Annotated in this window: 12 protein-coding genes; 10 read left to right on the forward strand and 2 right to left on the reverse strand. The window is 44.1% G+C overall.

The features are described from left to right. Positions 1-2: 2 nt before the first annotated feature. Positions 3-572: a PilZ domain-containing protein gene (locus IHV80_RS05380; protein WP_192890326.1), complete on the reverse strand. Its 570-nt coding sequence runs from the start codon at positions 570-572 to the stop codon at positions 3-5. Positions 573-799: 227 nt separating this feature from the next. On the opposite strand from IHV80_RS05380, the gene lolC reads away from it, so the two are divergent. The 3 genes from lolC to lolE are packed head-to-tail and all read left to right on the forward strand — an operon-like array spanning position 800 to position 3,938. After that, complete coding sequence (gene lolC / locus IHV80_RS05385; RefSeq protein ID WP_192890327.1) at positions 800-2,008, forward strand: lipoprotein-releasing ABC transporter permease subunit LolC; 1,209 nt, start codon at positions 800-802, stop codon at positions 2,006-2,008. Then, positions 2,001-2,693, forward strand: coding sequence for a lipoprotein-releasing ABC transporter ATP-binding protein LolD (gene lolD, locus IHV80_RS05390; protein WP_102278349.1), 693 nt, complete (start codon positions 2,001-2,003; stop codon positions 2,691-2,693). Before lolC ends, lolD begins: the two co-directional genes overlap by 8 nt. Continuing rightward, positions 2,694-3,938: a lipoprotein-releasing ABC transporter permease subunit LolE gene (lolE, locus tag IHV80_RS05395; protein WP_192890328.1), complete on the forward strand. Its 1,245-nt coding sequence runs from the start codon at positions 2,694-2,696 to the stop codon at positions 3,936-3,938. It begins immediately after the preceding gene. A 198-nt stretch (positions 3,939-4,136) separates the two neighbouring features. Here lolE and IHV80_RS05400 read toward each other — a convergent pair whose 3' ends face one another. Next, positions 4,137-4,649, reverse strand: coding sequence for a DUF2062 domain-containing protein (locus tag IHV80_RS05400; protein ID WP_192890329.1), 513 nt, complete (start codon positions 4,647-4,649; stop codon positions 4,137-4,139). Between the two features lie 17 nt (positions 4,650-4,666). On the opposite strand from IHV80_RS05400, the gene IHV80_RS05405 reads away from it, so the two are divergent. From IHV80_RS05405 to rpsA, 7 genes are all read left to right on the forward strand, one after another. Next, complete coding sequence (locus IHV80_RS05405) at positions 4,667-6,976, forward strand: DNA internalization-related competence protein ComEC/Rec2 (protein WP_192890330.1); 2,310 nt, start codon at positions 4,667-4,669, stop codon at positions 6,974-6,976. A gap of 31 nt (positions 6,977-7,007) precedes the next feature. After that, positions 7,008-8,756, forward strand: a complete 1,749-nt coding sequence (gene msbA, locus IHV80_RS05410) for a lipid A ABC transporter ATP-binding protein/permease MsbA (RefSeq protein ID WP_192890331.1) — start codon at positions 7,008-7,010, stop codon at positions 8,754-8,756. A 14-nt stretch (positions 8,757-8,770) separates the two neighbouring features. Further along, complete coding sequence (gene lpxK / locus IHV80_RS05415; RefSeq protein WP_192890332.1) at positions 8,771-9,778, forward strand: tetraacyldisaccharide 4'-kinase; 1,008 nt, start codon at positions 8,771-8,773, stop codon at positions 9,776-9,778. Continuing rightward, complete coding sequence (locus tag IHV80_RS05420) at positions 9,759-9,938, forward strand: Trm112 family protein (protein ID WP_004736429.1); 180 nt, start codon at positions 9,759-9,761, stop codon at positions 9,936-9,938. Before lpxK ends, IHV80_RS05420 begins: the two co-directional genes overlap by 20 nt. Continuing rightward, on the forward strand, positions 9,938-10,684 hold the full coding sequence (kdsB, locus tag IHV80_RS05425; RefSeq protein WP_017109945.1) for a 3-deoxy-manno-octulosonate cytidylyltransferase: 747 nt from the start codon (positions 9,938-9,940) through the stop codon (positions 10,682-10,684). Before IHV80_RS05420 ends, kdsB begins: the two co-directional genes overlap by 1 nt. Before the next feature lie 262 nt (positions 10,685-10,946). Then, on the forward strand, positions 10,947-11,627 hold the full coding sequence (cmk, locus tag IHV80_RS05430; protein ID WP_017107644.1) for a (d)CMP kinase: 681 nt from the start codon (positions 10,947-10,949) through the stop codon (positions 11,625-11,627). A 106-nt stretch (positions 11,628-11,733) separates the two neighbouring features. Next, positions 11,734-13,404: a 30S ribosomal protein S1 gene (gene rpsA / locus IHV80_RS05435; protein WP_017057038.1), complete on the forward strand. Its 1,671-nt coding sequence runs from the start codon at positions 11,734-11,736 to the stop codon at positions 13,402-13,404. Positions 13,405-13,469: the final 65 nt, after the last annotated feature.

Consider the following 13,469-nt stretch of genomic DNA (forward strand, 5'->3'; position numbering starts at 1 on the left):
ATTTACTTGTTATCTCGTTCTAGAGAGCGTTGACGTAAGAGCTTTTGTTGTTGATGAAGCGCAGCCTTGATCAATAAGTCTTGGTCAGTATCACGAAGATGAGCATATTTGAATTTGATTTCGAAGCCTGAATCTTTAGGTTCACTAGCGAAGACTTCCGCGTAGCAATAAATAGCGGCGGCAGGGTGTTCAATAAAGAGCTTGGCTTTAACTAAGCGACCCGTTTCGATATCTGTTTTGGAAAAACAAGAGAACTGACTCGCGCCAAATGAATACGTGTGGGTACGAAATTGTTCATCATCTTGTTGCGATAGCATAAAGCTCAACAAGAGGTTTAATTTAGAGTTCTGTGCATCCAATAAACTGATGACATTCTTCAAGTCGCTGTTTTTCAGTTCGTTGCGAGCACTGTCGGCTAATAGGTCCAATTGGCTAAACTCACTTGCCACAACAAAAGGGGCAGGGATCTCCGATTCGAACTGAATCTGAGAAGGTAAAGCGAAGTTACTGTCCATTGGCTCAATATTAGCGGTAAGGCTGTGGTGAACGGTGAAAAACTCTTGTTCTGTCATGCGTTAGTTCCTTGAAGTGATCTATTGATTATCGCTATGTGGCCGCAGTAATCAAGGTCAGTTAATTGAAAGTCTCAAATAGTTGTTTGAAAGTTGGCTATTTGACAAGGTTCTGTTTTTCAAGCCTAACTAATTGAGTTAATTCACTCTATATTTTCAATTAACCCCTACAAAGTAACGGCAATACCCGTTACATTAACCCGCATCTCCTTTAGATGGTTCAAAGTATGTTTCATCCTATTTCATTGTTTGTTGGCCTGCGTTATTTGAAAGGCCGTTCAGGTGATCGCTTTAGCCGTTTTGTTTCTTATATGTCGACGGCCGGAATCACCATTGGTGTGCTGTCTTTGGTTACTGTTTTATCGGTAATGAATGGATTCGAAGCGCAATTAAAAGACCGAATTCTTGGTGTACTTCCTCAAGCCGTTGTATACGAGCAAGGAGGCACAACGTCACTTTCTGCCCAAGCGCCTAGCTTTGCGGAGCAAATGTCGCTCAATGGTCACGTTGAACCGATTGTTCGCAGTGAAGCGGTGATCCAAAGTCCTGCTCAGTTATCTGCGGGCCTGCTAATCGGTATTGAACCCAATTCAGATGACCCTCTTCAGAATCATTTAATTGCTGGCAGACTGTCTTCACTCCAAGCTGGTCAGTATCAGCTTTTTCTTGGTCATACCTTGGCAAGAAACTTGAAAGTGTCTATGGGCGACAAAGTTCGTTTAATGGTCACAAGTGCCAGCCAATACACACCATTAGGGCGTATACCTAGCCAACGAAATTTCACTGTAGCCGGCATTTTTAATACGGGCTCGGATATTGACGCTCAGTTGATGGTCACACACATTCAAGATGCAGGGCGTTTGATGCGTTATAAGTCTGATATGATTTCAGGCTGGCGACTGTTTTTTGATGACCCATTTGAAGTCGCAGATCTATCTAATACTCCGTTACCGGAAGGTTGGGTATGGAGTGATTGGCGTGACCAGCGTGGCGAGCTTTTCCAAGCCGTTCGTATGGAAAAAAATATGATGGGCTTGATGTTGGGTCTCATCATTGGTGTTGCGGCGTTTAATATTATTTCTGCGCTGATTATGGTGGTGATGGAGAAACAATCAGAAGTCGCCATCTTAAAAACACAAGGCATGCGTGATGGCCAGGTCATGGGTATCTTTATGGTTCAAGGTGCAAGTAGCGGTGTGATCGGTGCATTATCTGGTGGCATTCTTGGCGTGATCTTAGCTTCGAACCTCAATACTATTTTAGAGGCGATGGGTGTTGCTCTGTTCTCATTTGGTGGACAGCTACCAATATTGATTAACCCAATCCAAATTGCGGTTGTTGTGGTTTTGGCTATTGCACTTAGCCTTGTTGCGACTGTTTTTCCTTCTTATCGTGCATCTTCTGTGAAACCTGCTGAGGCCCTTCGTTATGAGTAATTTTCTTCAATGTAATGATATCCGTAAAACGTACCGCGAGGGTTCGTTGGATACCGAAGTCCTCAAAGGTGTCAGCTTCGAAATAGAAAAAGGTGAGCTGGTTGCAATCATTGGTACCTCTGGTTCTGGTAAAAGTACGCTACTGCATATTTTAGGTGCATTGGATGATGCTTCCGACGGCAGCGTGAGTTTTCTCGGGCAGGACTTAGCGTCTTTGAGTTCGAATAAGCAGGCGAAGCTTCGTAATCAACACCTTGGTTTTGTATATCAATTTCATCATCTTCTTTCGGACTTTTCGGCGCTTGAAAACGTAGCGATGCCGTTGCTAATTGGTGGTGAAAAGCCCGCTAAAGCAAAAGAAGAAGCACAACGTCTGTTGGATAAAGTTGGATTAAGTCATCGTGTGGACCACCGACCTTCAGAGCTTTCTGGTGGTGAGAGACAACGTGTAGCGATTGCGCGAGCTTTAGTTAATAAGCCGGCTTTGGTGTTGGCGGATGAACCAACAGGTAACCTCGACCACAACACAGCACTGTCTATTTACGATTTAATGCGTGAATTGAACCGCGAATACGATACCGCTTTCTTGGTTGTAACCCATGATGGCGAACTTGCTGACAAGATGGACCGTCAACTGCACATGCAAGACGGTTTACTGGTTAACGTAGAAAAAGAGGAGAGCTAAGTGTTTTCTTCTTTATCTTTATTGATAGGCGGCCGATTTAGTCGGGCGAAACAACGAGACAAGATGGTTTCTTTTATCTCTTTGTCTTCGACGATCGGTATTGCAGTCGGCGTTGCGGTGATCATCATTGGTTTATCTGCGATGAATGGCTTTGAGCGTGAACTGCGGTCACGAGTACTTTCTGTTATCCCACATGGGGAATTCGAGGGAGTCAATGAACCTGTGACACGTTGGGAACATGTGATCGAACAAGCGACTCAACATGATGATGTTGTAGCGGCTGCTCCTTATGTGAAAATTACCGCGCTTGCTGAAAAGGGCAAAGAGCTAAAAGCGATTGAAGTCCGAGGTGTTGACCCACAACTTGAGCAACAAGTCTCGAGCCTATCAAGTTTTATTGATAAGCAAGCTTGGAGCGATTTTAAGGCAGGGCAACAACAGATTATCTTGGGTTCTGGTGTCGCCAATGTACTCGGCGCGAAAGTCGGTGATTACCTGACTCTGATGATCCCGACGGTGAATGGTACGGTGAAAGTTCAAGCACCTAAGCGTGTTCGAGTAAAAGTCGTTGGTTTGCTAACTCTTAATGGCCAAATAGACCACAGCTTGGCTTTAATTCCTATTGGTGATGCGCAAGTTTACGCAAACCTAGGCGAGGCAGTGACAGGGGTTTCTTTAAAAGTGACCGATGTTCTGAACGCAAACTCGATTGTCCGTGAAGTCGGCAATCAGCTTGATGTGTACGTGTACTTGCGTAGCTGGCAACAGAAGTTTGGTTTCTTGTATCGAGATATCCAGTTGGTTCGTACCATCATGTATCTAGTGATGGTGCTGGTTATTGGTGTGGCTTGTTTCAACATTGTCTCGACTCTAATGATGGCAGTAAAAGACAGAGCATCAGAGATCGCAATATTAAGAACCATGGGTGCATCGGACGGCCTTGTAAAACGCATTTTCGTTTGGCAGGGCGTATTTTCTGGCGTGTTAGGTAGTTTGGTGGGCAGTGCAATAGGCGTCTTAGTCGCGCTTAACCTAACTACGATTATCAAAGGGCTTGAGAAGCTTATTGATCACCAGTTTTTATCCGGTGATATCTATTTTGTCGACTTCTTGCCTTCGCAGCTCGATATGACGGATGTCGTTGTAGTTTCTGGTACAGCCATCGTTCTGAGCTTACTGGCCACGTGGTACCCAGCATCACGAGCGGCTAAGCTGAACCCAGCAGCGGTGCTTAGTTCGAAGTAATGCTCTAAGTAATATGTAATGGCAAGATTTGCTATATACAGCCGACACAAACAAAAAAGGATCCCTGATGGGATCCTTTTTTATTGAATTCAAACTGTATTTCTTACGACTTTGGTTACATACCAATATTGCAGAGAGCCGATGTTGTTCTGATTTCTCATAGTGTGAGTTTCAATTCACCCACATCCAACGATAATTTCAGTACCTTGCTTGTCGTTTCTTCCAGCTTCTTACGACTGAATAACGCCATAACCCGCGAATACCAAAGTAGCCAATCATCGCAGAGATAACACCACAAATTAGACAACCTAATAGGAATGGGGGGCCGATGGTACTCATTTGCGCCAAGATGAAATCCCAAGACAATTCAAAGTGGAAAGCTTGAGGCGGCACATGCATAACAAATGCGCCTACTTTATAAGCAAAGTAGAACAGCACCGGCATAGTCACGGGATTACTGATCCAAACCAGTGCGACAGACAGCGGTAGGTTAACACCACATGCAACCGCAAGGCCTGCAGACATAATCATTTGACTTGGTAAAGGGACAAACGCCATGAATAACCCAACAGCGAACGCACCGGCCGCAGAGCGACGATTAAGGCACCATAAGTTGGGGTTGTACAAAACATTGCCAAAAATTTTCAATGCTTTCTGACGCTTGATGAGCTCATGGTCAGGCATAAATCGTTTGATAAACTTTGTTGGCATAGGAGGAAGCTACTCTCTTGTTTAACACTTGGTTCTTAATTTCATTTGCTGCGACAGTTGTGTCTGCCAGCTTTTGGCCTGTGATGCCACATTGGGTTTGGGCACCATTAATGCTGTTGTTACTTTTTGCATTAATAAAGTATAGCGTTTTCCTGTGTGCAAGAGGTCCAGTAACAGCATTGATACTAGTTATCTGCCTTGGAAATGCAATCGAAATACAAACGAGTCAGTTATTTCAATCTGGCCAGAATATTACCATAAATGCTTCGGTTGTTAGCCTTTTTAGTGAAAATAGCCATGGTTTTGAAAGCGTAATAGTAGTTAGATCAATTGGCGGCGAAAAATTAATCTTTCCACAATTGATAAAATTGCGGTTGTTTACCCCTTTCAAGCTAACGCTTGGAGATAAAGTTCATCTCTCTGTGTCAATGAAACCGGTTTTTGGAAAACTCAACGAGGCCGGATTTGATTTAGAAAAATATCTGTTTAGTGAGAGGATGGTTGCTAATGCGACCTATCAAGCTGGAACAGGTTTTAGCATTCATTCTAGTACAAACTTGCGAGCTCGATGGTTTGAAAGGACTCTTACAACGATCAGTGAACTGGATAATTCTGATCTGATTGTGGCGTTGAGCTTTGGTTATAGAGAGTTCATTCAGTCACAGCGCTGGGATTTGCTTAAGAGCAGTGGGCTTGTTCACTTAATGGCGATCTCGGGATTGCACATCGGTATCGCTTTTGGAATCGGTTACCAATTGGGGAGAATCGTTAGGTTAGGGGCATCGCATTTAATTTGGCTTCCGACTGTATTTGGTCTTGGGTTCGCGTATTTTTATAGTTGGTTTGCAGGGTTTACTTTGCCAACGCTTAGGGCGTTAACCATGTGCATCATTGCGAGCTATTTCCTTTGGCGAGGTCAAAATATAAGTTTGATTCGATATGTATCCTTGAGTCTCTGTGTCGTTTTATTAATTTGGCCATTTTCGGTACTTTCGAGTAGCTTCTGGCTCTCATTTGGAGCGTTAGCAGCCGTTCTTTATATTGCTTCCAATACTCATCTTTCTTCTTACAAAAGCCCTTTACTCACAAAGCTCTTCAAGCTATTTAAAATCCAGTTAATGCTGACGTTGTTACTGGCTCCTTTTTCAATGCTGTTCTTTCAGGGGTTCAGTTTGGTATCGGTGTTGTACAACTTTTTTCTGCTGCCTTGGGTTTCGATAGTGACGATTCCTTTGCTGTTCTTAGCTATGTTTATCAGCTTAATATTTGAATCAATTTGGGCAGAGAACAATATCGTTGGTCATTTGTGGGCTCTGGTGGATTTATCGCTTATACCCGTTGTTTTCGCTCTTCCTTTCTCTGAACATTTTTGGATCACGGTTGATGATGAACTCACTGCTTTGTTCGTGTTTTTCATTTTTCTATTGGGTCTTTTTCGTCATTATTTCCATCGTAAAATGATGTTTTTCGCCAGTGCTGTATTTGTTTTGTGGTGGGAATTTGGAAAGTTGAAACCAGACGCATTGAGAGTCGATATCTTGGATGTTGGACATGGTTTGTCGGTTGTTCTTCAAAAAAACAACCGGATTGTTGTTTATGACCTTGGTAATGCGTGGCCGGGCGGTTCTGTGGTTGAGTCGCTATTGATACCTACGATAGAAAGAAGGGGAATCAAGGAGCTTGATGGGGTGATTGTTAGTCATTTTGATTCTGACCATGCTGGTGGATATCAGGCATTACTTTCTCACTATAACCCTAAATGGATACGCGCTAGCCAAAGACTTAAACCGCCAGTCTCGCCTAATAGTCAGTCTACGTTTAATGATCAAGCTTGTGTGATTGGAGAGTTTTGGCATTGGCAAGGTGTCGAATTTGAGGTGTTGTGGCCGCCCCAAAGTGTTGAGAGAGCATATAACCCTCATTCATGTGTTGTCCGCATCTATGAGCCAAGTACTGAGTTTTCGATGCTTCTTACCGGAGATATTGAATTGGTCAGTGAGTGGTTACTTGCACGCGAAGCTACGCGACTCAAAAGTGATGTAATGTTGGTTCCTCATCATGGCAGCTCAACCTCTTCCATTGCTCGATTTATCGAGGCTGTTTCTTCGCAGTTGGCGATCGCTTCATTGTCTAAAGGAAACCAGTGGGGTATGCCAAGCCAGTTTGTCGTAGAACGTTATCGAGAAGCCGGAAGTACTTGGCTAGATACGGGCGAAAGTGGACAAATAACCATCAGTGCAAGTAAGGGAGGTTGGAAATATCATACGATTAGAGAACATCAGGGGAGGCAGTGGTATAGGCAGATGCTCCGTAAGGGAGTAGAATAGATAGATTATTGTGAGAAAATTAAGCGATTCTATGTCAACAGAAACAGATGAAACCACTTGGGTCACATTTAAAAGACTTTGGACTTATATTCGACTGTATAAGGCCGGCCTTGGTGTTGCGGTTATTGCGCTTATTATAAATGCCGTCTCTGATACTTATATGATTTCATTACTAAAGCCATTACTTGATGAAGGCTTTGGTAACGCTGAATCTGACTTTTTACGCACGCTCCCTATTATTATCTTTGCCATGATGTTCATTCGTGGTGTGAGTGGCTTCGTTTCAACCTATTGCTTGAGCTGGGTCTCTGGCAATGTGGTGATGGAGATTCGTCGTAAAATTTTCAGCCATTTCATGCATATGCCTGTGTCTTTCTTTGATAAAGAGCAAACGGGCGCATTGCTGTCTCGTATTACTTATGACTCGGAGCAAGTCTCTGCTGCAACCAGCAAGGCTTTGGTTAGTATTGTTCGTGAAGGTGCCAGTATCATTGGCCTGTTGACGCTGATGTTCTGGAATAGCTGGCAGTTGTCTTTGGTGCTATTTGCTGTTGCTCCTTTTGTAGCTTGGGCAATCAGCATTGTATCGAAGCGATTCAGAAAGATTTCTAAGAACATGCAAACTAGCATGGGCCACGTGGCTTCTTCAGCAGAACAAATGTTGAAAGGTCATAAGGTGGTTTTAACTTACGGTGGTCAAGACTTAGAAAGAGGTCGTTTCGATACCGTTAGTAATCAGATGCGCCAACAAAGTATGAAGCTGGTAACGGCTCAAGCGGCGGCGAACCCAATAATTCAGATGATTGCTTCGATCGCGATTGTGGTTGTTCTTTACTTGGCTAGTGTCGATTCTATTAAAGCTGAACTAACGGCTGGTACGTTCACGGTTGTGTTCTCGGCTATGTTTGGTTTGCTCCGTCCACTGAAAGCATTGACTAACGTGACGTCTGAGTTCCAACGCGGTATGGCGGCGAGTACGACTCTATTTGGTTTGATGGATCTCGACACAGAACAAAACAAAGGTACGTTGAAACCTGAAACCGTAAGCGGTGAAGTTGCAGTAAAAGATGTGACGTTTACTTACGAGGGCGCAGAGAAACCCGCACTCGATAAGGTGAGCTTCAACATACCGAAAGGTAAGACGGTCGCGCTTGTTGGACGCTCTGGTTCTGGTAAGAGTACCATTGCCAACCTATTTACTCGTTTCTATGATGTGGACTCAGGCTCTATTGAACTTGATGGACACGACATCCGAGATTATGAGTTGAAAAATCTTCGTGAACATTTTGCTCTTGTTTCTCAAAATGTACATCTGTTCAACGATACTGTCGCCAATAATATTGCATATGCCGCTGGTGAGGTTTACTCACGCGAACAAATTGAGCATGCTGCTAAGCTTGCTCACGCCACTGAATTTATCGAAGGCATGGAAAACGGTATCGATACGATTGTTGGTGAGAACGGTGCAAGCCTATCTGGTGGACAAAGACAACGTATTGCAATTGCACGAGCGTTGTTAAGAGAAGCTCCAGTACTGATCCTAGATGAAGCAACATCGGCTTTGGATACGGAATCAGAAAGAGCCATTCAATCTGCTTTGGATGAGCTGCAAAAAGATAAAACGGTATTGGTTATTGCACACCGACTATCAACGATTGAGCAAGCTGATGAAATTTTGGTTGTAGACGATGGTCATATTGTGGAACGAGGTCCGCATGCTGAGTTAATCGCACATGACGGAGCTTATGCTCAATTACACCGAATCCAGTTTGGCGAATAAGATTAGGCTTCGTTTTGATCGAAAAAATTTGGTTTAACAATCACCCGTTAAAATACCTTCTCTGGCCATTGTTGTGGCCGTTGAGTCTGCTGTTCAAAATGATCAGCAGTCAACGTCGTGAAGCGTATCTCTCTGGGAAGAAAGAAACCTATCGCCCACCTTTGCCAGTTATCGTTGTTGGAAATATTACCGCGGGTGGCAATGGTAAAACTCCGGTGGTTATCTGGTTAGTTGAGATGCTTCAAGCCAATGGTTTCAAGCCTGGTGTGGTTTCTCGAGGGTATGGCGCGAAAGCCCCTAGTTATCCATTAGTGTTGGACGAGAACACGCCTGCTGAACATTCGGGTGATGAACCTCGATTAATTCGAAAGCGGACAGGGGCGCCAGTAGCGGTTGACCCTATACGTGCCAATGCTGTGAAGGCTTTGCTGAATCAAGGCGTTAATGTCATTATCACTGATGACGGTCTTCAGCATTATGCACTTGAGCGCGATATTGAGTTTGCAGTTATCGATGGTTCGAGACGCTTTGGTAGTGAATGTCTCATTCCTTTAGGGCCACTAAGAGAGCCGGTATCGCGCTTAGATACCGTGGATTTTTTGGTTAATAATGGTGGCAAAGCCCAAGGGCGCGAGTTCTCGATGTCTTTGCTAGCAAGCCAAGCCGTTAACCTTAAGACGGGACAGAAAGTACCAGTAGAAAAATTGCAAAAGCTGGTGGCTTTTGCAGGTATTGGTCATCCACCGCGCTTTTTTAAAACATTAGAAGATCTTGATGGTGATGTGGTTTTCACACAAGGTTTCGCCGACCATCAAGATTTTGATAAAGATGAACTTCATACCTTAGCAAAGAAAGGTATGAACATGATTATGACAGAAAAAGACGCTGTTAAATGTGAAAACTATGCGCAAGAAAACTGGTGGTATCTTCCAGTTTCTGCGCAGTTTGATGAAGATTCACAACAGCAAATTTTAAAAAGAATAAAAGAGGTTATGGAATACTATGGATCACCGTCTGCTTGAGATCGTTGCTTGCCCTGTATGTAAAGGTAAACTAACTTTTGACAAGGATAAGCAAGAGCTTGTTTGTAAAATTGACCGTCTAGCTTATCCAATCAAAGAAGGTATTCCTGTTCTTCTAGAGCCTGAAGCTCGTACCGTTTCAATGGATGAGGGTAAGTAATGTCGTTTACGGTTGTCATTCCGGCAAGATATCAATCGAGCCGTTTGCCAGGAAAACCATTGGCTGATATTGGTGGAAAGCCGATGATCCAATGGGTTTACGAACAGTCAATGAAGGCGGGTGCTGATAAAGTTATTATCGCTACCGATGACGCTCGAGTTGAGAAAGCGGCTAAAGCATTTGGTGCGACCGTTTGTATGACATCTCCGAATCACGAATCAGGTACAGAGCGTTTAGCTGAAGTGATTGAAGTGATGAACATTCCCGATGACCATATTATCGTGAATGTTCAGGGGGATGAGCCCCTTATCCCTCCTGCAATTATTAATCAGGTTGCAAATAACCTGGCGAATAGCACAGCACCAATGGCAACGCTAGGTGTAGAAATTACTCACGCTGATGAAGTGTTTAATCCTAATGCTGTGAAGGTAGTAACGGATAAAGATGGTTACGCACTGTATTTTAGCCGAGCAACGATTCCTTGGGATCGCGATGCTTACGCGAACAATGGTACGGCTGCGGAATCGCCTTTGTTACGTCATATTGGCATTTACGCTTACCGTGCGGGTTTTATCAATACTTACATCAATTGGGAACCAAGTACCCTTGAGCGTATTGAATGCCTAGAGCAACTACGAGTGCTGTGGTACGGAGAGAAAATCCATGTAGACGTTGCGGCTGAAGCGCCTGCTGCGGGTGTTGATACGCCAGAAGACTTAGAAGCCGTTCGCGCCATTATTGGTTAAGCTTCTTTGCTCTACAAAAATGCAAAATCACAGAGCCTCGCTTATGACGGGGCTTTTTTACGTCTACAGAACGTGTATGTGTGTTTTATTGAACTAAGCTAGGGGATATTGAGTCGGTTGCATTCGTTTATGCATCATCAACTCTGAATTATCTGAGAATTACCTCGCTCGACTTTCAATTTTTCTTTATAATATGCCGCCTATAAAGTAGTGGCGATCTGCTAGTACAGAATACAACTTACGACAAAACGTGGAGTAAAAGATGCCTTCTCAAAGCCCAGTGATTACGGTTGATGGACCAAGTGGTGCAGGTAAAGGTACCCTGTGTATGTTACTAGCAGACAAGCTAGGTTTTCATCTTCTAGACTCAGGTGCGATCTATCGCGTACTGGCTTTAGCGGCAATTCACCACGGTGTAGATACTGAATCGGAAGATGCTTTGGTACCGCTTGCTACTCACCTCGATGTACAGTTTATTGCTGAAGGTGACTTGGTTAAGGTTATCTTGGAAGGTGAAGATGTGTCTGGTGAACTTCGTAAAGAAGAAACTGGCATGGCAGCTTCAAAAGTAGCGGCTCTACCTCGCGTTCGTGAAGCACTACTGCGTCGTCAGCGTGCTTTTAGCGCTGCTCCTGGTTTAGTGGCAGACGGTCGTGACATGGGAACCGTTGTATTTGTTGAAGCTGAAGCGAAAATATTTTTAGATGCAAGTGCTGAAGAGCGTGCGAACCGCCGCCTTAAACAGTTGCAAGAGAAGGGGTTAGATGTTAAATTTGACGACCTTTTGAGCGAGATCCAAGAGCGAGACGACCGAGATCGTAATCGCCCAGTTGCGCCGTTACGCCCAGCTGAGGATGCGCTTGTGCTTGATTCTACCTCGATGAACATCGAACAAGTAGTAGAAAAAGCACTACACTATATTGAATCGAAACTGGCTGGGTAATTTCGCCGAGCTAGTACGAACGTTGGTCGCAAGGATGATGACCGGCGAATTTATCAACCCCATGCGGTAGGATACCCATGGACGTTTAATTATTGAAGATTAAATAATGACTGAATCTTTTGCTCAACTCTTTGAAGAGTTTCTATCTGAAACTGAATTCCAACAAGGCAGCATCGTTAAAGGTACTGTAGTAGCTATTGAGAACGGTTTCGTTCTTGTAGATGCTGGTCTTAAGTCTGAATCTGCTATCCCTGCTGAACAATTCAAGAACGCTGCTGGCGAACTTGAAGTTGAAGTTGGTGCTGAAGTAGACGTAGCTCTAGACGCTGTTGAAGATGGTTTCGGTGAGACTCAACTTTCTCGTGAGAAAGCTAAGCGTCACGAAGCTTGGATCGTACTTGAGAAAGCTTGTGAAGAAGCTGAAACTGTTGTTGGTATCATCAACGGTAAAGTTAAAGGCGGTTTCACTGTTGAACTTAACGGTATCCGTGCTTTCCTTCCAGGTTCTCTAGTAGACGTACGTCCTATCCGTGACACTGCTCACCTAGAAAACAAAGAGCTAGAGTTCAAAGTAATCAAGCTAGACCAGAAGCGTAACAACGTTGTTGTTTCTCGTCGTGCTGTTATCGAATCTGAAAACAGTGTTGAGCGTGACGAACTTCTTGAAACTCTACAAGAAGGTACTGAAGTTAAAGGTATCGTTAAGAACCTTACTGACTACGGTGCATTCGTTGATCTTGGCGGTGTTGACGGTCTTCTACATATCACAGATATGGCTTGGAAGCGTGTTAAGCACCCATCAGAGATCGTTAACGTTGGTGACGAAATCCTAGTTAAAGTTCTTAAGTTCGATCGTGAGCGCACTCGTGTTTCACTAGGTCTTAAGCAACTAGGCGAAGATCCATGGGTAGCAATCGCTAAGCGTTACCCAGAAGGTCACAAGCTTTCTGGTCGTGTTACGAACCTAACTGACTACGGCTGCTTCGTTGAAATCGAAGAAGGCGTTGAAGGTCTAGTACACGTTTCTGAAATGGATTGGACTAACAAGAACATCCACCCTTCTAAAGTTGTTAATGTTGGCGACGAAGTTGAGGTTATGGTTCTTGATATCGACGAAGAACGTCGTCGTATCTCTCTAGGTCTGAAACAGTGTAAAGCTAACCCATGGCAGTCATTTGCAGAAATGCAAGCTAAGGGCGACAAAGTTACTGGTAAGATCAAGTCTATCACTGACTTTGGTATCTTCATCGGTCTAGAAGGCGGTATCGACGGTCTTGTACACCTATCTGACATTTCTTGGAACGCTGCCGGCGAAGAAGCTGTACGTGAATACAAGAAAGGCGACGAAATCTCTGCTGTTGTTCTAGCAGTAGATGCAGAGCGTGAGCGTATTTCTCTTGGCGTTAAGCAAATGGAAAACGACCCGTTCAACGCATACGTTGCTGACAACAAGAAAGGTGTTCTTGTAAACGGTACTGTAACTGCAGTTGACGCTAAAGGCGCTACTATCGAGCTAATCGAAGGCGTTGAAGGCTACCTACGTGCTTCTGAAGTTTCTCGTGACCGTATCGAAGATGCATCTCTAATCCTAAGCGTTGGCGACAGCGTTGAAGCGAAGTTCACTGGTGTAGACCGTAAGAACCGCGTAATCAACCTATCTATCAAAGCTAAAGATGAAGCTGATGAGCAAGAAGCAATGGCTTCACTGAACAAGTCTGATGAAGGCGCGTTCGGTAACGCAATGGCAGACGCATTCAAAGCTGCTAAAGGCGAATAATTTAATTTTTCGCTAAGAAGGAGCCGTAAGGCTCCTTTTTTTTTGCTTATTTTTCCGATAGGTCT

It is taken from the genome of Vibrio bathopelagicus (genome assembly GCF_014879975.1).
GTDB classification, from domain to species: domain Bacteria; phylum Pseudomonadota; class Gammaproteobacteria; order Enterobacterales; family Vibrionaceae; genus Vibrio; species Vibrio bathopelagicus.

What these genes read in the sequence shown, in the direction of transcription:
- IHV80_RS05380 (WP_192890326.1), bottom strand. Translation starts at nt 572, where the DNA reads ATGACAGAACAAGAGTTTTTCACCGTTCACCACAGCCTTACCGCTAAT.
- lolC (WP_192890327.1), top strand. Translation starts at nt 800, where the DNA reads ATGTTTCATCCTATTTCATTGTTTGTTGGCCTGCGTTATTTGAAAGGC.
- lolD (WP_102278349.1), top strand. Translation starts at nt 2,001, where the DNA reads ATGAGTAATTTTCTTCAATGTAATGATATCCGTAAAACGTACCGCGAG.
- IHV80_RS05400 (WP_192890329.1), bottom strand. Translation starts at nt 4,649, where the DNA reads ATGCCAACAAAGTTTATCAAACGATTTATGCCTGACCATGAGCTCATC.
- msbA (WP_192890331.1), top strand. Translation starts at nt 7,008, where the DNA reads ATGTCAACAGAAACAGATGAAACCACTTGGGTCACATTTAAAAGACTT.
- IHV80_RS05420 (WP_004736429.1), top strand. Translation starts at nt 9,759, where the DNA reads ATGGATCACCGTCTGCTTGAGATCGTTGCTTGCCCTGTATGTAAAGGT.
- kdsB (WP_017109945.1), top strand. Translation starts at nt 9,938, where the DNA reads ATGTCGTTTACGGTTGTCATTCCGGCAAGATATCAATCGAGCCGTTTG.
- cmk (WP_017107644.1), top strand. Translation starts at nt 10,947, where the DNA reads ATGCCTTCTCAAAGCCCAGTGATTACGGTTGATGGACCAAGTGGTGCA.
- rpsA (WP_017057038.1), top strand. Translation starts at nt 11,734, where the DNA reads ATGACTGAATCTTTTGCTCAACTCTTTGAAGAGTTTCTATCTGAAACT.